The organism is Streptomyces sp. GD-15H (assembly GCF_045291515.1).
Taxonomy (GTDB): Bacteria; Actinomycetota; Actinomycetes; order Streptomycetales; family Streptomycetaceae; genus Streptomyces.
The window spans coordinates 3,885,001-3,907,890 of sequence record NZ_CP149447.1; the positions used below are offsets into that span (position 1 = coordinate 3,885,001).

16 protein-coding genes, 1 rRNA gene and 4 pseudogenes (1 of these 21 only partly in view) are annotated in these 22,890 nt (G+C 71.3%); 8 read left to right on the top strand and 13 right to left on the bottom strand.

Annotated features, from left to right (window positions below; all coding sequences use genetic code 11):
- Positions 1-144, bottom strand: a 16S ribosomal RNA gene (locus WJ438_RS18115); it reaches 1,386 nt to the left of the window's first position.
- Between the two features lie 773 nt (positions 145-917).
- Between WJ438_RS18115 and trpS the strand changes: the two genes are divergently transcribed.
- Entirely contained in the window at positions 918-1,922 is a 1,005-nt protein-coding gene (trpS, locus tag WJ438_RS18120) for a tryptophan--tRNA ligase (RefSeq protein WP_406726178.1), read from the top strand.
- A gap of 89 nt (positions 1,923-2,011) precedes the next feature.
- Positions 2,012-2,598 (top strand): annotated as a pseudogene (locus WJ438_RS18125) (cysteine hydrolase family protein).
- Between the two features lie 19 nt (positions 2,599-2,617).
- Here WJ438_RS18125 and proC read toward each other — a convergent pair.
- The 6 genes from proC to WJ438_RS18155 form a co-directional block, all read right to left on the bottom strand.
- Positions 2,618-3,430 (bottom strand): pyrroline-5-carboxylate reductase, encoded by an 813-nt coding sequence (proC, locus tag WJ438_RS18130; RefSeq protein ID WP_406726179.1) that lies wholly within the window; start codon positions 3,428-3,430, stop codon positions 2,618-2,620.
- A gap of 176 nt (positions 3,431-3,606) precedes the next feature.
- Entirely contained in the window at positions 3,607-4,392 is a 786-nt protein-coding gene (locus tag WJ438_RS18135; RefSeq protein WP_406726180.1) for an ABC transporter permease, read from the bottom strand.
- On the bottom strand, positions 4,389-5,192 hold the full coding sequence (locus tag WJ438_RS18140) for an ABC transporter ATP-binding protein (protein ID WP_406726181.1): 804 nt from the start codon (positions 5,190-5,192) through the stop codon (positions 4,389-4,391). Before WJ438_RS18140 ends, WJ438_RS18135 begins: the two co-directional genes overlap by 4 nt.
- 180 nt (positions 5,193-5,372) lie before the next feature.
- Positions 5,373-5,885: an EamA/RhaT family transporter gene (locus WJ438_RS18145; protein ID WP_406726182.1), complete on the bottom strand. Its 513-nt coding sequence runs from the start codon at positions 5,883-5,885 to the stop codon at positions 5,373-5,375.
- 42 nt (positions 5,886-5,927) lie between these two features.
- A complete protein-coding gene (locus WJ438_RS18150; RefSeq protein WP_406726183.1) occupies positions 5,928-6,206 on the bottom strand; it encodes an SH3 domain-containing protein in 279 nt (92 codons plus the stop codon).
- 90 nt (positions 6,207-6,296) lie between these two features.
- Positions 6,297-6,629: an SH3 domain-containing protein gene (locus WJ438_RS18155; protein ID WP_406726184.1), complete on the bottom strand. Its 333-nt coding sequence runs from the start codon at positions 6,627-6,629 to the stop codon at positions 6,297-6,299.
- 177 nt (positions 6,630-6,806) lie between these two features.
- On the opposite strand from WJ438_RS18155, the gene WJ438_RS18160 reads away from it, so the two are divergent.
- Positions 6,807-8,900 carry a protein kinase domain-containing protein gene (locus WJ438_RS18160; RefSeq protein ID WP_406726185.1) on the top strand — a complete coding sequence of 698 codons (2,094 nt, stop codon included), beginning with the start codon at positions 6,807-6,809 and terminating at the stop codon, positions 8,898-8,900.
- Between the two features lie 55 nt (positions 8,901-8,955).
- Here the strand turns inward: WJ438_RS18160 and ilvD are convergent, their stop codons facing one another.
- From ilvD to WJ438_RS18180, 4 genes are all read right to left on the bottom strand, one after another.
- A complete protein-coding gene (gene ilvD, locus WJ438_RS18165) occupies positions 8,956-10,809 on the bottom strand; it encodes a dihydroxy-acid dehydratase (RefSeq protein WP_406726186.1) in 1,854 nt (617 codons plus the stop codon).
- 150 nt (positions 10,810-10,959) lie between these two features.
- Positions 10,960-11,607, bottom strand: coding sequence for a TetR family transcriptional regulator (locus tag WJ438_RS18170; RefSeq protein WP_406726187.1), 648 nt, complete (start codon positions 11,605-11,607; stop codon positions 10,960-10,962).
- On the bottom strand, positions 11,604-12,464 hold the full coding sequence (locus WJ438_RS18175) for a sugar phosphate isomerase/epimerase family protein (protein WP_406726188.1): 861 nt from the start codon (positions 12,462-12,464) through the stop codon (positions 11,604-11,606). Before WJ438_RS18175 ends, WJ438_RS18170 begins: the two co-directional genes overlap by 4 nt.
- 257 nt (positions 12,465-12,721) lie before the next feature.
- Positions 12,722-13,654: a Ppx/GppA family phosphatase gene (locus tag WJ438_RS18180; RefSeq protein ID WP_406726189.1), complete on the bottom strand. Its 933-nt coding sequence runs from the start codon at positions 13,652-13,654 to the stop codon at positions 12,722-12,724.
- Positions 13,655-13,749: 95 nt separating this feature from the next.
- On the opposite strand from WJ438_RS18180, the gene WJ438_RS18185 reads away from it, so the two are divergent.
- Entirely contained in the window at positions 13,750-14,598 is an 849-nt protein-coding gene (locus tag WJ438_RS18185; protein ID WP_406726190.1) for a hypothetical protein, read from the top strand.
- Between the two features lie 106 nt (positions 14,599-14,704).
- On the opposite strand, the pseudogene WJ438_RS18190 reads toward WJ438_RS18185, so the two are convergent.
- Positions 14,705-16,512: pseudogene (locus WJ438_RS18190) on the bottom strand (BACON domain-containing protein).
- A gap of 220 nt (positions 16,513-16,732) precedes the next feature.
- Here WJ438_RS18190 and radA point away from each other — a divergent pair.
- The 3 genes and pseudogenes from radA to WJ438_RS18205 all read left to right on the top strand — a co-directional run bounded on the left by radA (position 16,733) and on the right by WJ438_RS18205 (position 20,584).
- On the top strand, positions 16,733-18,142 hold the full coding sequence (gene radA / locus WJ438_RS18195) for a DNA repair protein RadA (RefSeq protein WP_406726191.1): 1,410 nt from the start codon (positions 16,733-16,735) through the stop codon (positions 18,140-18,142).
- Positions 18,143-18,383: 241 nt separating this feature from the next.
- The gene (disA, locus tag WJ438_RS18200; protein WP_406726192.1) at positions 18,384-19,508 is read left to right on the top strand and encodes a DNA integrity scanning diadenylate cyclase DisA; all 1,125 of its coding nucleotides are present in this window, start codon (positions 18,384-18,386) and stop codon (positions 19,506-19,508) included.
- Between the two features lie 73 nt (positions 19,509-19,581).
- Positions 19,582-20,584: pseudogene (locus WJ438_RS18205) on the top strand (IS5 family transposase).
- Between the two features lie 92 nt (positions 20,585-20,676).
- On the opposite strand, the gene WJ438_RS18210 reads toward WJ438_RS18205, so the two are convergent.
- Entirely contained in the window at positions 20,677-21,522 is an 846-nt protein-coding gene (locus tag WJ438_RS18210) for a hypothetical protein (protein WP_406726193.1), read from the bottom strand.
- A gap of 333 nt (positions 21,523-21,855) precedes the next feature.
- Between WJ438_RS18210 and WJ438_RS18215 the strand changes: the two are divergent.
- A pseudogene (locus tag WJ438_RS18215) lies at positions 21,856-22,805 on the top strand (A/G-specific adenine glycosylase).
- The last annotated feature ends 85 nt before the right edge of the window (positions 22,806-22,890 follow it).

Genomic DNA, 22,890 nt, shown 5'->3' on the forward strand with positions numbered 1-22,890 from the left:
CTTGTCCCGAAGTGCAGGGCAGATTACCCACGTGTTACTCACCCGTTCGCCACTAATCCCCACCGAGGTGGTTCATCGTTCGACTTGCATGTGTTAAGCACGCCGCCAGCGTTCGTCCTGAGCCAGGATCAAACTCTCCGTGAATGTCTTCCCGCCGGGCGGGAGGAACACCCCGAGAGCGGGACGGGCGGGCGGAATGGGCCCGGCCGTCCACGGCGTCCTCGCTGTGTGTTTCAAAGGAACCGCGACAGCCGGAACGGGGTTCCGGTGTCGGGGTATCAACATATCTGGCGTTGACTTTTGGCACGCTGTTGAGTTCTCAAGGAACGGGCGCTTTCTTCGTACTCACCCTGGCGGGCTTTCCTCCGGGCGCTTCCCTTCGGTGTCTCCGACTCTATCAGATCTTTTTCTTCGATCTGACCCCCGGTCAGCGGGGTTTGTCTTTCCGGCCGTTGGGCCGTTCCGACGAGTGAGACTCTAGCGGATTCCTGGCTTCCGAGCTAATCGGGGGCCTGCGCCCTTTCGAACGCGGATTCCTCATTCCACGAATACACATACCAACGACATGACAGCAGACAGAAGACTGCCGTCGAGCAGTGGTGGTACTTGCGGAATGGCCGTCCGGGGACCGACCGGAGTCGGTGCTCACGTCGGACAACTCGGAGAACACTACGGATCACGCCAGGGCATGTCAACTCGCGCTCCGATCCGCGCCCCTCGGCCGCCTCCGGGGCGTAGCCTGGTCCGCATGACCACGCGTACGTACAGCCAGTTCTGGTGGGCCGCCTGACAGCGGCCGTCCTGCGTACGCACTCAACGGCCGCCGCTCAGGTGGCCGTTTTCGTCTCTCCATCCAGGACTCCGGAGGGCGGCCGGCCGAGGCGGCGGGCACGACCAGGAGACGGAGACAGGAAGAGATGACACGGGTCTTCAGCGGGATCAAACCGACCGGCCATCTGACGCTGGGGAACTACCTGGGGGCCATGCGGCGGTGGGCCGCGGTCGACCAGCACCGGGCGGACGCGGTGTTCTGCGTCGTCGATCTGCACGCACTGACCGTGGACCACGATCCGGCACGGGTACGCAGACTGAGTCGGCAGGCGGCGACGCTGCTGCTGGCCACCGGGCTGGACCCGGAGTCGTGCACCGTGTTCGTGCAGAGCCATGTCGACGAACACGCCCGTCTGTCGTACCTGCTGGAGTGCGTGGCGACCGACGGCGAGATGCGGCGGATGATCCAGTACAGGGAGAAGGCCGCGCGGGAGCAGCGGCGGGGCGGGAGCGTGCGGCTTTCGCTGCTGACGTATCCCGTGCTGATGGCGGCGGACATCCTGGCGTACGGGACGGACGAGGTGCCCGTGGGTGATGACCAGACGCCGCACGTGGAGCTGGCGCGGGACCTGGCCGTGCGGTTCAACCAGCGGTACGGGCACACCTTCGTCGTGCCCCGGGCCACGCATCCCTCGGTGGCGGCACGGGTGATGAATCTGCAGGACCCGAGGTCGAAGATGGGGAAGAGCGACGATGTCGGACCGGGGATCGTCTATCTGCTGGACGAGCCGGACGTGGTGCGGAAGAAGGTCATGCGGGCGGTGACCGACAGCGGGCGCGACGTCGTGTACGACAGGGAGGCACGGCCGGGGGTGGCGAATCTGCTGGAGATCCTCGCGGCGTGTTCTGGTGGGGCCCCGGAGGCGTTGGGCGGTGCATACGAGTCGTACGGGGCTTTGAAGAAGGACACCGCGGAGGCCGTGGTCGAGGTGCTGAGGCCGGTGCAGGAGAAGCACAAGGAGTTGTGCGCGGATCCCGGCTATGTGGAGGGAGTGTTGCGGGAGGGCGCGGAGCGGGCGCGGGGCATGGCTCGGCCGACCGTGGATGCCGCCCATCGGGCGATCGGCCTGCTCCCGGCGGCCGGGATGTAGCGCGGGCCGCCTCGCTTGGCAGTAAGTCGTCGGTCGATGACGTCCGCGCCTCTGGGAGGTGGGGTGCGGGAGGCGACACGATCGGGGCCATGGACATCGCGGAGAACGCGGCACTGGTGGTCGTGGACGTGCAGAAGGGCTTCGAGGAGCTGGGCTTCTGGGGGCCGCGGAACAATCCGGGGGCCGACGAGAACATACCGCGCTCATCGACGTATGGCGGGCGTCGGGGCGGCCGGTGGTGTTCGTGCGGCACGACTCGGGTGAGCCGGGATCGCCCCTGCGTCCGGGGCAGCCGGGCAACGGCTTCAAGGAGTACGTGGAACTGCGGCGCGGGAAGGGAGGCGAGGGCGCTGAGCTGCTGGTGACGAAGAACGTGAACTCGGCGTTCTACGGCACCCCGGATCTCGGCGCCTGGCTGCGGGCCGAGGGCATCTCGCAGGTGGTGCTGGTCGGGATCCAGACCAACATGTGCGTGGAGACGACGGCCAGGATGGGCGGGAACCTCGGGTACGACGTGGTGGTCGTGTTCGACGCGACGTACACCTTCGACGTGGCGGGGCCGTTCGGCTGGCGGCGCACCGCGGACGAGGTGGCGCAGGCGTCGGTGGTGACTCTGCACGGGGGCGGTTTCGCGCGCGTGGTGACGTCGAAGGAGGTACTGGACGCGGCGGGGTGACCACAGGGGTCCCGGGTCCTCAGTCCTTGTTGCCGGAGGCCAGTTCGCGGCTGCGGTCGCGGGCCGCTTCGAGGGCGGCGATGAGGGCGGCCCGTACGCCGTGGTTCTCGAGCTCGCGGATGGCGTTGATGGTGGTGCCGGCCGGGGAGGTGACGTTCTCGCGGAGCCTCACGGGGTGCTCGCCGCTGTCGCGGAGCATGGTCGCGGCGCCGATCGCGGACTGGACGATCAGGTCGTGGGCCTTGTCGCGGGGCAGGCCGAGCAGGATGCCGGCGTCGGTCATGGCTTCGACCAGGTAGTAGAAGTACGCCGGGCCGGAGCCGGAGAGGGCGGTGCAGGCGTCCTGCTGGGACTCCGGGACGCGGAGCGTCTTGCCGACGGAACCGAAGATCTCCTCGGCGTGGGCGAGGTGTTCGGGGGTGGCGTGGCTGCCGGCGGAGATGACCGACATGGCCTCGTCGACCAGGGCGGGGGTGTTGGTCATGACGCGGACCACCGGGGTGCCGGCGGCGAGTCGCTCCTCGTAGAAGGAGGTGGGGATACCCGCGGCGCCGCTGATGACGAGACGGTCGGCGGGGACGTGCGGGACGAGTTCGACGAGGAGGGCGGCCATGTCCTGCGGTTTGACCGTGAGGATCAGGGTGTCGGCGGTCTTGGCGGCTTCGAGGTTGGAGACCGGGGTGACTCCGTGGCGGGCGCGGAGTTCGTCGGCCCGTTCCTGGCGGCGGGCGGTGACCAGGAGGTCGGCGGGGTCCCAGCCGCCGCGGATCATTCCGCTGAGCAGGGCTTCGCCGATCTTGCCGGTGCCGAGGACTGCGACTTTCTGAGCCATGGCTGGGGATGTCCTCCGGGGTGTGCGCGTCGTCCTGGTTCATCCTCGCACTCGGGTGGCCCGGGGGCGGGATGGTGTCCGGTGGGCGGACGGCCGGGCGGACGACTCCGGGATGATGCCCGACTCAGGGGACGGTGACCGGCTCAGGGGGCGGCCCGGGTGGGCGGCCCGTGGTGTCAGGCCGTCCTGCGTCGCAGGGTTGCCGCGCCGAGGACGAGTACGAGCAGGCCGCAGCCGGCGACGATCAGGACGTCGCGTACGAAGGCGGCGGTCATGTCGGTGTGCATGAGGACCTCGTTCATGCCGTCGACGGCGTAGGACATGGGGAGGACGTCGGAAATGCCCTTGAGGACGGGGTGCATGTTGTCGCGTGCGGTGAAGAGTCCGCAGAGGAGGAGCTGGGGGAAGATCACTGCCGGCATGAACTGGACCGCCTGGAATTCCGAGGCCGCGAAGGCCGAGACGAAGAGACCGAGGGCTGTGCCGAGGAGGGCGTCGAGCAGGGCCACCAGGAGGAGCAGCCACGGGCTGCCGACGACGTCGAGTCCCAGGAACCAGAGCGCCAGTCCGGTGGCCAGGGCCGACTGGACGATCGCGATCGCGCCGAAGGCCAGGGCGTAGCCGGCGATCAGGTCGCCCTTGCCGAGGGGCATGGCGAAGAGGCGTTCGAGGGTGCCGGAGGCGCGCTCGCGCAGGGTGGTGATGGAGGTGACCAGGAACATCGTGATCAACGGGAAGATCCCGAGGAGCGAGGCGCCGATGTTGTCGAAGACGCGCGGGCTGCCGTCGAACACGTAGCGGAGCAGGAGCAGCATCAGGCAGGGGACGAGCAGCATCAGCGCGATCGTGCGCGGGTCGTGGCGGAGCTGGCGCAGGACCCGGGCCGCGGTGGCGAGGGTGCGGGAGGCGTTCAGGGTGCTCGTCGGGGCGGAGGGTCGTGTCGTCGTACGGGGGGTGCTCATCGTGAGGTCTCCTTCGTGCGGCTTGCCGCGACCGCCGCGTCCACCAGGTGCAGGAAGGCGGCCTCGACGGTTTCGGAGCCGGTGCGGGTGCGGAGGGCGTCCGGCGTGTCGTCGGCGAGGATCTCGCCCGCGCGCATGAGCAGGAGGCGGTGGCAGCGCTCGGCCTCGTCCATGACGTGGGAGGAGATCAGCAGGCTCGCGCCCCGTTCGGCGGCGATGTCGTGGAAGAGCTGCCAGAGGTCGCGGCGCAGGACGGGGTCGAGGCCGACCGTGGGTTCGTCGAGGACCAGCAGTTCGGGGGTGCCGAGGAGGGCGACGGCCAGGGAGACGCGGCTCCGCTGACCGCCGGAGAGGTTCCCGGCGAGGGCGTCGGCGTGACTGGTGAGGTCGACGTCGGCGATCGCGCGGGTGACGTTCTCTTGGCGGCGGTCGGCGGATGCGCGGCCGGGGTCGAGGATCGAGGCGAAGTAGTCGAGGTTCTGCCGGACCGACAGGTCGTCGTAGATCGAGGGGGCCTGGGTGACGTAGCCGATGCGGGTGCGCAGGGCGGCGTGGCCGGCGGGGAGGCCGAGGACGTCCAGCGCGCCGGTGACCTTGGCCTGGGTGCCGACGACGGCCCGCATCAGGGTCGACTTGCCGCAGCCGGAGGGGCCGAGAAGGCCGGTGATCTGACCGCGCGGGACGGTGAAGTCGAGGCCGTGCAGGACGGTGCGGGGGCCTCGGACGACGGTGAGGTCCTGGGCGCGGACGGCAGGGGTGTCGTCGTCCGGGCGTGGGGGGCCGGAGGAGTAATTCATCATGTGATGAATAATCCTCTCGGGGGCGGGACACGTCAAGCGGTGGCGGTCGGAGGAGAGAGGCGGGACGGGCGTGGTGGGGTGGGCACGCCGAAAAGAAGCGCCGGCGCCTGACATCTGGCATGTCGAGGTCGCCGAGCGCGTCGGAACGTCGGGGGCTGCTCCCGTACGGCGGTTACGGCCCTACGGGCGGCGGCGCTTCCCGGGGTTGCCGGACCGGCGGGAGATCCGCTTCTCGTACTGCTCGCGGGCCGTCCGGTACTCCTCGCGGTGGAGCTTCTCGCCGGGGGCCTCGATGAGGGAGCGGAAGAAGTAGGCGAGGAGGTAGCCGACGAAGCCGATGCTGAGCAGGCCGCGGAGGGACCGCTGCCGGTCGGGGTCGGGGCGGCGCTTGAACGCCTCCCAGGTGTGCCCGAACGCGAGGGCGCTGCAGATCGCGAACATCCCGACCATGAGGATCGCGACGAAGCCGCCGACGTCGGCGATCCGAAGACCCTGGTAGGCGATGCGCAGGACGAGGCAGGAGGCGGCCGCGGCGGCGAGTGAACCGACGGCGACGCCAACCCGGCGGGCCGCGTAGCCGTTGTCGTGGTCGACCCAGGTCGTACCGAAGAAACGGATGGGCTCGGGGCGGGGGCCCGCCTGGGCTCCCGGGGAGCCCGCGGTGCTGTCCGGGGTGCCGTTCTCTGCGCTCACGCGTCGATTATGGCTCCGGCGGCACCGCGGGCTTCGGGGGGATCAGAGGCAGCGGGATGCCACGTATCCGTCACTGCCGGTGTACACGTACGCGTCGGAGACGAACTCGCCGTTGTCGATGTTGTCCCAGATGTTCGACGTGCCGTACGGGCCCGTCACCGTGGTGCCCGGCGTCTGGCAGAAGATCGGGACCTTCGCCCCCTCGGCCAGGACACGGACGATGGTGTAGCCGGTGCCAGGGCCACTGCGCACGTTCAGGCGGACGCCCGGGGCGACCGAGTAGTAGCGGACGGCGGCCGCCTCGGCTGTCGTGCCGAGCACCGGAACGAGAGCGCCGGTGAGACCTGCGAGCAGGATGGATCTGCGTCGTGCGGATGTCAGGGAAGCTCCCGATGCAGTGGTCGAGACGGATCAGAAGGAGCAACGCGGACGGAAGTAGCCGTCGCTGCCGGTGTACACGTACGCGTCGGAGACGAACTCGCCGTTGTCGATGTTGTCCCAGATGTTCGACGTGCCGTACGGGCCCGTCACCGTGGTGCCCGGCGTCTGGCAGAAGATCGGGACCTTCGCCCCCTCGGCCAGGACACGGACGATGGTGTAGCCGGTGCCAGGGCCACTGCGCACGTTCAGGCGGACGCCCGGGGCGACCGAGTAGTAGCGCAGAGTGGCGGTTGCGACCGCTTCGGTGGTGCCGGCCTCCGACACGTCGCCGGCCTCGTTCTCTTCGACACGGTCAACAGCCATGTGTACCTCCCCCGTTGAATCCCATGCTCGTCATGGGCTCCGTTGATTTCCCTCGAACACGCCATGCACATCTGTGCGCTCGAGGAACACGCAGGCTAGCAAGCCGCCTCTGTCCCGTACGGGTCATCGACTAGGCTCCGTGCGTCGCGCGCGCGGACGAACAGCACGGGGGGTCCCATGGCGCCACAGTGGAAGGCCGGAGCGGGCGCGGAAGCGGAACTTCCGGAATACGCCGGTCACTATCGGCTGGAGTCCCTTCTGGGCTCCGGGGGCATGGGTGTGGTGCACCTGGCCCGCAGCACCTCCGGGCTGAGGCTCGCGGTGAAGGTCGTACATGCCGAGTTCGCCCGGGATCGCGAGTTCAGGGGACGGTTCCGGCAGGAGGTGGCGGCGGCCCGCAGGGTGAGCGGCGCGTTCACCGCGCCCGTGGTCGACGCCGATCCGGAGGCCGAGCGGCCCTGGATGGCGACCCTGTTCGTTCCCGGACCGACCCTCGCGGAGCAGGTGAAGCGGAACGGCCCGATGGCACCCGCTGAAGTGCGTCGGCTGATGGCGGGGCTGGCTGAGGCGCTGCGCGACATTCACCGGGTGGGGGTCGTGCACCGGGATCTGAAACCGAGCAACATACTGCTCGCCGATGACGGGCCCAAGGTCATCGACTTCGGCATTTCCCGGCCGAAGGACAGTGAACTACGGACCGAGACGGGCAAGTTGATCGGCACACCGCCATTCATGGCGCCCGAGCAGTTCCGCCGGCCGCGAGAGGTGGGGCCTGCTGCCGACATCTTCGCGCTGGGGTCCGTGCTGGTGCACGCGGCGACCGGACGCGGGCCGTTCGACTCGGACAGTCCCTATGTGGTCGCCTACCAAGTCGTTCATGAAGAGCCCGACTTGGCCGACGTGCCGGAGGAACTTGCGCCGCTCATCGTGCGATGCCTGGCCAAGGAGCCCGAGGACCGGCCCACGCCCGACGAGTTGATGCGGGAGCTGCGCTCGGTGGCGGCCTCGTACGACACCCAGGCGTTCATACCGACGCAGCGCATGGGAGGTCCGCCCAAGCCGGAACCTCAGGTCGAGGAGACGGAAAAGCCCGAGAAGGGCAGACGACGCGAGGGCAAACGGGCCGTTCTCGGCGCCGGTGCCCTCGGAATCGCGTTCATCGCCGCGCTGGTGGCCGTTCAGCCGACCGGCGGTGACAGCACGGTGCCGAAGGACGGTGGCGCGCCACAGACCACGCCGGCCGGGTTCAGCGCGTGGGCGACGACGGGGGCCGGGAACGGCACCCCCCGGTGTTCCTACGGGGCGGGGAAACTGCTCTGCGCGCGGACCGGGCAGGTCTTCGCTCTCGATCCGTCCGACGGCCGGCTGCTGTGGCGGCACACCGTCGCCCGCTCGAAGGGAAGCGAAGCACCGACCGTGGCGGGCGGTCTCATCCCGTCATTGCCCATGCAGGGCAGGCGCCTGGAGGCGCTCGATCCCGTCTCCGGCACGACGCGCTGGCAGCGGAGCGTTTCCGCGTACAGCGGACTCGAGTCCGCCGGGGACACGCTGCTGCTGACCGGGGCCGACGGCACGGTTACCGGCGTGGACGGCGCTTCGGGTGAGACGAGGTGGAGCCGCCGTGTCCCCGGCCACCAGGTGCCGCGCCTCGTCTTCTTCGCCGGAAGCCCCCTGGCATACGCGACGAGCCCGTCCGAGGACGGGTCCGGCACGCGCGTCACCGCAGTGGATCCAGGCACCGGTGACGTGCGGTGGGACGCTCGACTCGAAGGAGAGCTGGAACCTGTCGGTACGACCGGGGAAACGGTCTTCCTGGCCTCCGCCGACAGGATCTACGGCGACACGGAAACCGTGGTCGGCTACACCCCGGGCACGAAAACCACGCGCCGAGTCACGCTCCCCGCCACCCTCGAACAGGCTCACGGCACCGCCCACGGAAACGTGGTCCACCTCATGAGCGCGGGCGGATCCCTGGTCGCCGTCGACCTGGAGGCGCAAAAACAGCTGTGGAACCTTGAAACGGGCCTGACCCGCGGCTCCGCCCCCGTCTCCGACGGACGGCATGTGTACGTCACCGCCCCCGACGGGCGGCTGCTCGCCGTGGACGCGGCGACGGGGCGGCTGCTCGGGCAGACGGCGCCACGGCTCGGAAAGGCCGACGGAGTCGCCGCCGTGCTGCCGCAGCCGGTGATCGCGAACGGGCAGGTCTACGCGTCGGCGCCGGACGGGACCGTGTTCGCCGTGGACGGGCGGGATCCCGCCGCCTGGTGACGCCGCGGGGCCGCTCCCGCGGTGCGGAAGCGGCCCCGCGGCGATCCGGTGGGTCTCAACCCAGCTTCGAGATGTCCCGCACCGCGCCCTTGTCGGCGCTCGTGGCCATGGCCGCGTACGCCTTCAGAGCCGCCGAGACCTTGCGGTCGCGGTTCTTCGGCGCGTACGTGCCGTTCAGTTCCTGCTCGCGGCGGGCCAGCTCGGCGTCGTCGACCAGAAGCTCGATCGAGCGGTTCGGGATGTCGATGCGGATGCGGTCGCCGTCCTCGACCAGGGCGATGGTGCCGCCCGACGCCGCCTCCGGGGAGGCGTGACCGAGGGAGAGGCCGGACGTGCCGCCGGAGAACCGGCCGTCGGTGATCAGGGCGCAGGCCTTTCCGAGGCCGCGGCTCTTCAGGTACGACGTCGGGTAGAGCATCTCCTGCATGCCGGGGCCGCCCTTGGGACCCTCGTAGCGGATGACGACGACGTCGCCCTCCTTGACCTGCTTGGTGAGGATCTTCTCGACGGCCTCGTCCTGCGACTCGCAGACGACCGCCGGGCCCTCGAAGGTCCAGATGGACTCGTCGACGCCGGCCGTCTTGACCACGCAGCCGTCCACGGCGAGGTTGCCCCGCAGCACGGCCAGGCCGCCGTCCTTGGAGTAGGCGTGCTCGGCGGAGCGGATGCAGCCGCCCTCGGCGTCCTCGTCGAGGACGTCCCAGCGCTCGGACTGGGAGAACGCCTCGGCGGAGCGGACGCAGCCGGGGGCCGCGTGCCACATCTCCACCGCCTCCGGGGAAGGGGAGCCGCCGCGGACGTCCCAGGTCTTCAGCCAGTCGGCCAGGGACGGGCTGTGGACGGAGTGCACGTCCTCGTTCAGCATGCCCGCGCGGTGCAGTTCGCCGAGCAGGGCCGGGATGCCACCCGCGCGGTGCACGTCCTCCATGTAGTACGTGCGGCCGTCGGCGACGTTCGGGGCGACCTTCGCCAGGCAGGGCACGCGGCGCGAGAGGGCGTCGATCTCGGTCAGGCCGAACGGGACCTCCGCCTCCTGGGCGGCGGCCAGCAAGTGCAGGATCGTGTTGGTCGAACCGCCCATGGCGATGTCCAGCGCCATCGCATTCTCGAAGGCCGCGACGGTGGCGATGCCGCGCGGCAGGACCGTCTCGTCGTCCTGCTCGTAGTAGCGGCGGGTGATGTCCATGACCGTGCGGGCGGCGTTCTCGTAGAGCGCCTTGCGGGCCGTGTGGGTGGCGAGGACCGAGCCGTTGCCGGGGAGGGACAGGCCCATGGCCTCGGTGAGGCAGTTCATCGAGTTGGCGGTGAACATGCCGGAACAGGAGCCGCAGGTCGGGCAGGCGTTCTCCTCGATGCGCAGAACGTCGGCATCGGAGATCTTGTCGTTGGCGGCGTCCACCATCGCGTCGATCAGGTCCAGCGTGCGGACCGTGCCGTCGACCAGGGTGGCCCGGCCGGCCTCCATCGGGCCGCCGGAGACGAAGACCGTCGGGATGTTCAGCCGCAGGGCGGCGTTGAGCATGCCCGGGGTGATCTTGTCGCAGTTGGAGATGCAGATCAGGGCGTCCGCGCGGTGGGCCTCGACCATGTACTCCACGCTGTCCGCGATCAGGTCGCGGGAGGGCAGGGAGTACAGCATGCCGCCGTGGCCCATCGCGATGCCGTCGTCGACGGCGATCGTGTTGAACTCGCGCGGGATGCCGCCGGCCTCGACGACCGCCTCGCTGACGATCCTGCCCACCGGCGCGAGGTGGGTGTGGCCGGGGACGAACTCCGTGAAGCTGTTGGCGACGGCGATGATCGGCTTGCGGCCGATGTCCGCGCCCGGTACACCGGAGGCCCGCATAAGGGCGCGGGCGCCCGCCATGTTGCGGCCGTGGGTGACTGTGCGGGACCTCAGCTCGGGCATCGTCGCTCGCTCCTTCAGACCTTCTCGGGGTGCCGGGGTCAGAGAGTTCTGACTCGGGTCGAGCGTACGCCGGTCATCCAGAGGGCGGGACAGGGTGTCCGGAATGCGGGATACGTATCTCAGTGCGGGAGCGCTGCGCACGCCGGTCGGTCAGTGGCCGGTCAGGTGTCCCTGCACCACCGGGGCCACCCGTCTGATGATCTGCTCGGGGTCGGCCGAGGCCAGTGGCTCCACCTTGATCACGTACCGGATCATCGCGACCCCGACCAGCTGGGCGGCGGCGAGCTCGGCGCGCAGCTCCGCGTCCGGCAGGTCGAGCTGCCCCGCGATCCGGCGCAGCAGCTGGCTGGCGACCAGGCGGCGGAAGACGCCGGCCGCGGTCTCGTTGTTGACGGCGGACCGGACGATCGCGAGCAGCGGGGTCCGGGTCACCGGGTTCTCCCACAGACCGAGGATCATCCGGGTCATCCGCTCGCCGACCTCCTCGACGGGAGCGTCGAGGACGGCGTCCCGGCCCCTGAGCGCAGGGGCGAAGGCGACCTCGACGGCCGCCTCGAAGACCTGTTCCTTGGTACCGAAGTAGTGGTGGACCAGTGCGGAGTCGACGCCGGCCGACTTGGCGATGCCCCGTACGGAGGTCTTCTCGTACCCGCGTTCGGAAAACTCCTCGCGGGCGGCGTCCAGGATGCGGTCGCGGGTGCCGGCCGACTCCGTACGCGGGGGACGGCCGCGGCGCCGGACGGTGCCGCTGTCGCCGGGGGAGGCGCCCAGGCCGCCGGGCGCGCTGACGTCGGTCATCGCCGCGGCGCCTGGATCACCGAGGACCCCGAGGGCCCTGAGGCCCCTGGGGATCCGGACGCCAGGTGCAGGCGGGTGAACGCGAGCGCCTCCGCCAGGTCGGCCTCGCGCTCCGCGCCGGACATGGCGCGTCGGGTGTTGACCTCGATGACGACATGGCCGTCGTAGCCGTTGGCCGCGAGGCGCTCGAGCACCTCGGCGCACGGCTGGTCACCGCGGCCGGGCACGAGGTGCTCGTCCTTGGCCGAGCCCCGGCCGTCGGCGAGGTGGACGTGACCGAGGCGGTCGCCCATGCGGTTGAGCATCTGCAGGGCGTCGGTGCGGGCGGTCGAGGCGTGACTGAGGTCGATCGTGAAGTGGCGGTAGTCGTCCTTGGTGACGTCCCAGTCGGGGGCGTAGGCGAGCATCTCGCGGTCGCGGTAGCGCCAGGGGTACATGTTCTCCACAGCGAACCGCACATCCGTCTCGCCCGCCATCCGCCAGATTCCGTCGACGAAGTCCCGGGCGTAGTGGCGCTGCCAACGGAAGGGCGGGTGGACGACGACCGTGGCGGCGCCGAGCCGCTCGGCGGCGGCACGGGCCCGCTGGAGCTTGGTCCAGGGGTCGGTGGACCACACGCGCTGCGTGATGAGCAGGCAGGGGGCGTGCACGGCGAGGACGGGGATGTGGTGGTAGTCGCTGAGTCTGCGCAGCGCCTCGATGTCCTGGCTGACCGGATCGGTCCACACCATGACCTCGACGCCGTCGTACCCGAGGCGCGCGGCGATCTCGAAGGCCGTCGCCGTCGACTCCGGATAGACGGAGGCCGTCGACAGAGCGACCTTCGCATCCGGGATGCGCACCGCTGGTTCTGCCACGAGGGACAGCGTACGGGGTGTGTTCGGCGGGCGGGACGTGAGCGTTGTGCTTCGGCCAGAGCCGTTCGCCCTCGCCGGAACGGCATGTCCGCAGGGCACGGGGCGCTTGTCCGGTGTCCTCGGCCGCCGGTCCGGGCGCCCGCCGTGTGATCGACCTAACCGGACCCGGGCCGCCCCGACCCGGGTCCTCACCGGGCGTCCGGTATGCGGCTGGCCCGGATCCGTCGGCCCTCGACGCCCGGTCGCGCGGAACGTCGTCACGCCGGGCCCAGGTGGTCCAGGCGGCGCAGAATGACGCCCTCGCGCAGGGCCCAGGGACAGATCTCCAGGGACTCCACGCCGAACAGGTCCATCGCGGCCTCCGCCACCAGGGCCCCGGCCACCAGTTGGCCCGCGCGGCCCTCGGAGACGCCGGGAAGCCCGGCACGCTCGGCGGTGGTCATGCCGGCCAGCCGCGACACCCAGCCCTCCAGGGACTGGCGCTTGAGTTCACGCGGGACGTACAGGCCCTCGGTGGAGCGGGGGGCGCCCGCGAGGCGGGCGAGTTGCCTGAAGGTCTTGGAGGTGGCCACCACGTGGTCGGGCGGGCCGAGGCGGCTGAACTCGCCGACCGTACGGGCGATCTCCGCGCGGACGTGTCGGCGCAGCGCGCGGACGTCGTCCGGTACCGGTGGGTCGCCGGGCAGCCGGGCGGCGGTGAGACGGCCGGCGCCCAGCGGCAGCGACACCGTGGCGTCGGGCTCCTCGTCGATGCCGAAGGCGATCTCCAGAGAGCCGCCGCCGATGTCGAGGACCAGCAGCTTTCCCGCCGACCAGCCGAACCAGCGGCGGGCGGCGAGGAAGGTGAGCCGGGCCTCCTCCGTGCCGGTGAGGACCTGGAGCTTGACGCCGGTCTCGGCACGCACGCGCGTGAGGACGTCGTCGGCGTTGCGGGCGTCGCGCACCGCCGACGTCGCGAACGGCAGCAGTTCCTCGACGCCTTTGTCCTCGGCCGCCCGGAGCGCGCCGTGGACGACCGAGACCAGCCTGTCCGCCCCCTCGGAACCGATCGCTCCGTCGGCGTCCAGCAGCTGAGCGAGACGCAGGTCAGCCTTGTGCGAGTGGGCGGGCAGCGGGCACGCCCCGGGGTGCGCGTCCACCACCAGCAGATGCACCGTGTTCGAACCCACGTCGAGGACACCGAGTCTCATGTACGGCACGCTACTGCCCGCCACGCGGCGTGAACCCCGCTCCACGGAACGCGAGCCGGTGCCGGACAGCGAGAGGGGCGACTTACCCTGGACGGGTGCCAAAGACGAAAAAGGCGAAGAACGAGAAGACGGACAAGAAGACCAAGAGGGCCAAAACGGCCGCCGGTCCTCCGCGGGTGCCGTCGGATGTTCCGCCGAACGACGAGAAGGGCCTCGACTTCGCGCGGGCGTGGGTGGAGTTCCCCGATCCGGCGGACGACGAGCAGGTGTTCCGCTGTGATCTGACATGGCTGACCTCTCGCTGGAACTGCGTTTTCGGCAGCGGCTGCCAGGGCATCCAGGCGGGCCGCGCGGACGACGGATGCTGCACCCTGGGTGCGCATTTCTCGGACGAGGACGACGAGAAGCGGGTCGCAGGGCATGTGGCGAGGCTCACGCCGGACATCTGGCAGCACCACGACGAGGGCACCCGCAACGGCTGGGTCTCCGAGGACGAGGACGGCGACCGCCAGACCCGGCCGTTCCAGGGCTCGTGCATCTTCCAGAACCGGCCGGGCTTCGTCGGTGGCATGGGCTGCTCGCTGCACATCCTCGCCATGAAGGAGGGCCGCGAGCCGCTGGAGACCAAGCCGGACGTGTGCTGGCAGCTTCCGATCCGACGGACCTACGACTGGATCGACCGGCCCGACGAGACGCGCGTGCTGCAGGTGTCCATCGGCGAGTACGACCGCCGCGGCTGGGGTTCGGGCGGCCACGACCTGCACTGGTGGTGCACATCGGCGACCTCGGCGCACGGCGCGGGCGATCCGGTGTACGTCTCCTACCGGGCGGAGCTGACCGAGCTGATGGGCAAGGCCGGCTACGACCGGCTGGCCGAGCTGTGCGAGGAACGGCTGGCCTCACAGTTGCCGCTGCTGGCACCGCATCCGGCGGACCCCGCCTGATCCTCGCCACGTCTCACGGGGTGCCGGGCTCCGGTCACGCGTCACGGTGCACGCGTCACGGAGCACGCGTCACGGAGCACGCGTCAGGACGCGGACGGACTCGACGTCACCGGCCGTCGGCGGCCGGTGACGTCGAGTCCGCCGGGGCGGCGGGGGCCGGGTCCGTCGAGTCCGGGTCACTCGGTGCCGGGTCGGTGGGCTCCGGGTCGGGCGACGGGGGAGGCTCGCTCGCGTCGGGCTCCGACGGGGCCGGTGACGTGGGTGTCGGATCCGGGGTCCGGGACGACGACGGCGGCGGTCCCCCCGGCTCGCCGGAGCTCGGCGGAGGGGCGCTCGGGGAACCGGGGTGCGTGGTCCCCGGGCTTCCGGGAGGACCTGGACGACCGGGGTGCGAGCCGCCGGGCGCGGAGGGGCCGGGGGCCGTGCCGTGGCCGTCGATGGTCACCACGGCGCCGGCGGGCGAGACCGCCACCCGCGCGTTCCAGCGGCCGGACGGCTCGCGCAACTGGTCGACGTACACCTTGATCGTCAGCGACTGGCCCGGTCGGAGCGTCCCCGACGACTGGCTCAGATACAGCCAGAGCACACCCGTCGACGCGGACCAGCGGACCGGGGCGGAGCCCCTCGCGGTCAGCGTGATCAGGGTGGTGTCACCGCTGTGACCGGCCGTGACGCCCAGTGCGGCGGCGCCCGTGTGGCCGGCCCGGGGACACCGACGACCTCCACGGACACGTCCGCCTCGCCGTTCTCGCCGTCCTTGCCGAAACGGCGGTCCGGCCGGGTGCTGGCGTTTCCGGCGTTCTCGTAGCCGCCCACTCCTTCGCCGTCGAGGTCGACGGGCGTGTCGGCCTCACGCGCGGAGGCGGAGCGGCCGTCCCCGGCCTCGCCGACCGGGGTGCCCCGGTAGGCGGCCCACAGCGCGAGCACAGGGGCCGCGACGACGGTGGCGACGACGGTCGTCGTGACGGCACGCGCGCGCAGCCGGTCCCTTCGCGCGACCCGGTCCTTGGGATCCATCGGGAAGCCGCGCCGGTCGAAGCGGGGCGCGGCGCCACGCGCGCGTGCGTGACGCGCCATCGCCGCGCGCAGGGCGGCGTCGGGAACCGCCAGGACGGGCAGCGCGTCGGGGGTGACGCTGGTGCCGGGCCAGCGGCCGGGGACGGCGCGCTCGGCGGTACGGCGGCAGCGCGGGCAGTCGTCGACGTGCCGGACGAGTTCGCGGCGCAGCGTGCTGCTGAGCACGAGCCGGTTGTCGCCGGTGAGGTGCGCCACGCCCCGGCAGGCGCCGGCCTCGACGACGGCGAGCGCCGCGCGGGTGCGCTCGACCTCGCAGGCGGCGGAGGCGACCAGGTCGCGGGCGGCGGCGGATTCCATGCCGAGCACGGCGGCGACCTCGTGGGCACCGAGGTCGTGACGGACGGCGAGTTCGAGCGCCTCGCGCTGCTCCGGTGTGGTGCCCGCGGCCTCCGGCCAGGCCAGCAGTGCCAGTTCACCGCGCCGCTGCTCCTGGACCTCCTCGGAGACGGCAGGGGCGGTGGCGGTCCGTGCCGGCCGTCTCCGGTCGCCGCGATCCGCCGCATGGGTGACCTGACGTCTCTTCCGGGCCTCGGTCAGCTTGCGCAGACACGCCCAGCGGGCCAGCGCGTACAGCCAGGCCCTGCGGTCTCCGGCCGCGTCCGGGGCGTGCCGGCCGCGGCGCTCCGCGAGCGTGAGGACCTCGGCCAGGGCGGCGGTCGCCGCGTCGTGGTCGCACAGCACGGACAGGCAGTAGGTGAACAGGCCGTCCAGGTACGGTTCGTGGCACACGGGCGGTCGGTGCGCCAGCGTGCGGGCGGCCCCCCGGTCACGCACCTCCCGGTGCGCCCGGTGTACGCCGGTCATGCGGGTCGGGATCTCCGGGCCACTGCTCGTCATTCGGCGACCGTAGGCGGCCGGGGCCGGCCCCTTCCGGAGCCCTGCGCAGTTTTAATCCGTACGGGTGAAACGATCCCTCAATCGGGGACAGGAACCTTTCGCCTCACGGCCGGCGTGGACGAAGGCGCAGAGGAATCGGTCCGCCCCGGCCCGTCCCGCCCCGGGGCCGCACGGCGGACTCCGGTTCCCGTTGTCAGTGGCGGGGACTACGGTTTCGACCATGGCTGCCCGTACCAAGACCACCAAGGACCGCCCGTCCTACCGCTGCACCGAGTGCGGCTGGCAGACGGCCAAGTGGCTCGGCCGCTGCCCCGAGTGCCAGGCCTGGGGGACGGTCGAGGAGTACGGCGTGTCCGCGGTCCGTACGACGGCCCCGGGGCGGGTCACCGCGCCCGCCCTGCCCATCGGCCAGGTCGACGGTCGCCAGGCCACGGCCCGTTCCACCGGCGTGCCCGAGCTGGACCGGGTGCTCGGCGGCGGCCTGGTCCCGGGCGCCGTGGTGCTCGTCGCGGGCGAGCCGGGCGTCGGCAAGTCCACGCTCCTCCTGGACGTCGCGGCCAAGGCGGCGAGCGATCAGCACCGCACCCTCTACGTCACCGGCGAGGAGTCGGCGAGCCAGGTCCGGCTGCGGGCCGACCGGATCCACGCCATCGACGACCACCTCTACCTCGCCGCCGAGACGGACCTGTCCGCCGTGCTCGGCCACCTGGACACGGTGAAGCCGTCCCTGCTGATCCTCGACTCGGTGCAGACGGTCGCCTCCCCGGAGCTCGACGGGGCGCCGGGCGGCATGGCCCAGGTCCGCGAGGTGGCCGGCGCGCTGATCCGGGCCTCCAAGGAGCGCGGGATGTCGACGATCCTGGTGGGCCACGTCACCAAGGACGGCTCGATCGCCGGCCCGCGGCTGCTGGAGCACCTGGTGGACGTCGTCCTGCACTTCGAGGGCGACCGGCACGCCCGCCTGCGCCTGGTCCGCGGGGTGAAGAACCGCTACGGCACCACCGACGAGGTCGGCTGCTTCGAGCTGCACGACGAGGGCATCACCGGCCTGGCCGACCCCAGCGGGCTGTTCCTCACCCGCCGTGCGGAGCCGGTCCCGGGCACCTGCCTGACCGTGACCCTGGAGGGCCGCCGTCCCCTGGTCGCCGAGGTGCAGGCGCTCACCGTCGACTCGCAGATCCCCTCCCCCCGCCGCACCACCTCGGGCCTGGAGACCTCCCGCGTCTCGATGATGCTCGCCGTCCTCGAGCAGCGCGGCCGCATCAGTGCCCTGGGCAAGCGCGACATCTACTCCGCCACGGTCGGCGGCGTGAAGCTCTCCGAGCCGGCCGCGGACCTGGCCGTCGCGCTCGCCCTGGCGTCGGCGGCGAGCGATACCCCGCTGCCCAAGAACCTGGTGGCGATCGGCGAGGTCGGCCTCGCGGGCGAGGTGAGGCGGGTCACCGGCGTGCAGCGCAGACTCTCCGAGGCACACCGTCTGGGCTTCACGCACGCGCTCGTGCCGGGCGATCCGGGCAGGATTCCGGCGGGAATGAAGGTTCTGGAAGTCGCGGACATAGGGGACGCCCTGCGCGTCCTTCCGCGCTCCCGTCACCGAGAGGCCCCACGGGACGAGGAGGACCGCCGGTAGACTTTGCCCTGGTCTCGCCCGTCCGTACGAACCGAGTGCGTGAGGGTCCCCCGTTTGGATCAGGCCGGACAGGGAGCGGGGCGGGGTGCGTGCGACTGCAAGGCGGGGAGGAAGTCATGGCGGAGCCATGGCGACCGACGACAACGCCGCAGATGTGTGCGCCCCGCCCCGCGAGCCCGGCATGATCCAAACGGGAAACCCTGAACGGGGGCGCCCCAGACATCGCGACCGGAGGAGTGCAGTGGCAGCCAACGACCGGGCAGCAGCTCCCGGAAAGTCCGGCGGGAGCACCGGCGCTGATCGCCAGATGCGCGCCTCGTTGAGTGCCGTGGCACCCGGCACCGCTCTCCGTGACGGCCTGGAGCGCGTACTCCGGGGCAACACCGGTGGCCTCATCGTGCTCGGTTCCGACAAGACCGTCGAGACGCTGTGCAGTGGCGGTTTCGTACTGGATGTCGAGTTCACCGCGACCCGGCTGCGCGAGCTGTGCAAACTGGACGGCGGCATCGTCCTGTCGTCCGACCTGTCGAAGATCCTTCGGGCCGGCGTCCAGCTGGTGCCCGACCCGACGATCCCCACCGAGGAGACCGGCACCCGGCACCGCACCGCCGACCGTGTCTCCAAGCAGGTCGGCTTCCCGGTCGTCTCGGTCTCCCAGTCGATGCGCCTGATCGCGCTGTACGTCGACGGCCACCGCCGCGTCCTGGAGGACTCGGCGGCGATCCTGTCCCGCGCCAACCAGGCGCTCGCGACGTTGGAGCGCTACAAGCTCCGCCTCGACGAGGTCGCCGGCACCCTGTCCGCGCTGGAGATCGAGGACCTGGTGACCGTGCGGGACGTCTCGGCGGTCGCGCAGCGGCTGGAGATGGTACGCCGCATCGCCACCGAAATCGCCGAATACGTGGTCGAACTGGGCACCGACGGCCGTCTCCTCTCCCTCCAGCTCGACGAATTGATCGCGGGAGTGGAACCGGAGCGCGAGCTGGTCGTGCGGGACTACGTCCCCGAGCCCACCGCCAAGCGCTCCCGCACCGTCGACCAGGCCCTGCACGAGCTGAACGCGCTCCCCCAGGCCGAGCTTCTGGAACTGTCGACGGTGGCCCGCGCCCTGGGTTACACCGGCTCCCCCGAGACGCTGGACTCGGCGGTGTCCCCGCGCGGCTTCCGGCTGCTGGCCAAGGTGCCGAGGCTGCCCGGCGCGATCATCGACCGCCTGGTGGAGCACTTCGGCGGCCTGCAGAAGCTGCTCGCCGCCAGCGTGGACGACCTCCAGACGGTGGACGGCGTCGGCGAGGCCCGCGCCCGCAGCGTCCGGGAGGGCCTGTCGAGGCTGGCGGAGAGCTCGATCCTGGAGCGTTACGTCTAGGGCCTGTGTGATGTTGTGATCAGTCTTGCCGGTCCGGATCCGCCTGGAAGGCGGATCCGGTAGGAAGACAATCGTGACGCGCAGACAACTCACCGAAGAACAGTGGAAGTTGATCGAGCCGTTCCTGCCGATAGGCGAGTACGGCCCGTACCCCGAGCGGCTGCGGGATCAGTTCGAGGGGGTGATCTGGCGGTTCAGGACGGGCGCGCAGTGGCGGGAGATGCCGGGCGAGTTCGGCCCCTGGCCGACCGTCTACGGACGCTTCCGGCTCTGGCGGAACGCCGGTGTCTTCACCGCCCTGCTGGAGGGCCTGATCGCCGAGGCCGCCTGCCGGGGCAAAACGGACCTGTCCCTGGTCAGCGTGGACTCCACGACCGTCCGCGCCCACCACGACGCCGCCGGGATGCTCGTCGGCCAGGAGGTCATGGAGGCGCTCGAGGAGGCCGCCGCCGAGCAGGAACAGGCCCGGCAAAAGGGGGCGACAAGGCGGAACAGAACGGGCGGGACGGCGGAAACGGGCCCGAGCGGGAAGAACGCCGGCGCGTCCGCCGCCGACGCAGGCTCCGCCTGAAGGAAGCCCTGCTCGGCCGGTCCCGCGGCGGACTGACCAGCAAGATTCACCTCGCCGCCGACCAAAAGCGCCGGCCGCTGTCGTTCGTGCTGACCGCCGGGCAGGCCGCGGACAGCCCGCAGTTCATCCCCGTGCTGAACAAGGTCCGGGTCCGCGGGCCGGTCGGCCGGCCCGCACCCGGCCCGGCGCGGTCGCCGCGGACAAGGCCTACTCGTCCCGCGCCAACCGCGCCTACCTGCGCAAACGGCACATCAGGGCGGTCATCCCGGAGAAGAAGGACCAGGCCGCCAACCGCAAGAGGAAGGGCAGCAGGGGCGGCCGTCCCGTCACGTACGACGCCGATCGTTACCGTGACCGCAACACCGTCGAGCGACTGATCAACCGGCTGAAGGACTGGCGCGGCATCGCCACACGCTTCGACAAGACGCCCGAGAGCTACCTCGCCGGCCTCGAACTCCGCGCCTCGATGATCTGGATCGGAGATCTCCTGCAAGCGGCCGATTGATCACAACATCACACAGGCCCTAGCGGCTCGCACGGCCCGCTCCCGTCCGGCCCGCTCCCGTCCGGCCCGCTCCCGCCCGGTCCGGGTGAATCTCAGGCGCGCTCCAGCACGAAGGACGTCTGCACCTTCGCGAACCCCGGCGCCTTCGCCTCCACCAGATACGTGCCGCCCTTCGCCGACCCCGCCGGCGGCGTCGCGCACTGCGGGGCGCTCGGCTTGCGGTCCCACTTCACGACGTACGTGATGCTGTCGCCCGCGGGCACCCGGAAGACGAGGCTCTCCGGGCCCTTGGGGCAGTCGTCCGACGCCCAGTACGCGTCGTCGCCGTCCGCCTGAGCGATCGTCAACACGGTGCTCTCCGGACCGAGATCGACCTTGCAGTCGCTGCCGGAGATGTTCCGCGCGGTCAGCCGGAAGGTGGGCGTCGCGTCGGGCTCGTAGGCGTTGCGGACGCTGCGCAGGCTGAACTTCACCGCGCTCGTGGTGCAGTTGGGCAGTCCGGACCCGGCCGGCAGCGCGTCACCGGCGCCGACCCCCGTCGACGTACCGCCTTCGGAGCTCCCGGCATCGCCGTCCGACCCGCCGCCGGCATCGCCGTCCGAGCCGCCGCCGGAGTCACCGGGGTCGCCGTTCGCTCCGTCGTCCTCCGGACCGGCCCCGGACGAGGAGCCGCCCGAGCCCTCACCACCGGACTCGTCACGTCCGCCCGGCGCCTGACTGATCGCCGGTCCCGAACTCGACGGCCCCGGAGCGATGGTGGACGGCGCGGGATTCTTGCCGTTGGCCCCGTTGTCGTGTCCGCCGCCGCTCCCGTCGCCGGAGACGACGATCCAGGTGACGAGCAACGCCAACACGCCCAGTAGGGACAGCAGTACGGCCCTCCTACGCCAGTAGATGGAGGAGGGAAGCGGCCCGACCGGATTGCGCAGAGATCCCACGGCGCAAACTGTACGAGAGATCCGGGCCGCCACCGGCCCCACCCGCCGCTGAGAGCCACAACTTTTCCGGATCATCATCCCGGAAACCGTCCCCTGCCCCCGCCTTCGGTCGGGCGCGGCACGCGATGATCGCACAGTGTGACCGTTTTGGCACCTTGTACACGATCCGTGACCGTGGGCTTCATGACGACGAGTGGCACCGTCGTCCCGGCATTCCGGCGCCCCTCTGTTCGCGATCGTGGCCCTTGCACCTCTGGCCAAAGCTCTGTCGCCCGCTTGACGGGGTGGCGGAGTGCCCGTTCCCGTGGGTGGTCGTGGCAGGATCGAGGGGACATGACTGCTCCCACCAAACCCCCGCACAGCGGCACCGCCGAGACCGCCGCCGACGACACCACGCCCCAGCGCGCTCTCGGAGAGCCGCTGCACTCCCCCGTCATCGACTGGTTCGACGAGCACGCCCGGGATCTGCCGTGGCGGCGCCCGGAGGCCGGCGCGTGGGGGGTGATGGTCAGTGAGTTCATGCTCCAACAGACCCCAGTGAACCGGGTCCTGCCCGTCTACGAGCAGTGGCTGGCCCGCTGGCCGCGCCCCGCCGACCTCGCCGCCGAGGCGCCCGGTGAGGCCGTCCGCGCCTGGGCCGGCTCGGTTATCCGCGCCGCGCGCTGCGGCTGCACGGCGCCGCCGCCGCCATAACGGAACGGCACGGCGGCGACGTACCCGCCGACCACGCGCAACTCCTGGCGCTGCCCGGCATCGGCGAGTACACGGCGGCCGCCGTGGCGTCGTTCGCGTACGGGCAGCGGCACGCGGTGCTGGACACCAATGTCCGCCGGGTGTTCGCCCGCGCGGTCACCGGTGTGCAGTACCCGCCGAACGCCACCACCGCCGCCGAGCGCCGGCTCGCCCGCGCGCTGCTGCCCGAGGACGAGTCGACCGCCGCGCGGTGGGCCGCCGCCTCCATGGAGCTGGGGGCGCTGGTGTGCACGGCGAAGAACGAGTCGTGCCACCGCTGTCCGATCGCCGCTCAGTGTGCCTGGCGGCTCGCGGACAAGCCGGCGCACGAGGGACCGCCGCGCCGGGTCCAGACGTACGCGGGCACGGACCGTCAGGTCCGCGGGCGACTGCTGGCCGTGCTGCGGGAGGCGCACGGTCCTGTCCCGCAGGGGGTCCTGGACCGGGTGTGGCAGGAACCGGTGCAGCGCGCGCGTGCGCTGGACGGCCTCGTCGCCGACGGCCTGGTCGAGCCCCTGCCCGGCGGGCTGTACCGGCTGCCGCTGACCTGACGCACCGGAGGGCCACACGCGGTCACACGCGTACGGGTGTCCGCCGGCACATACCGGCACGGCCATATCACCCCACAGTCCCTCC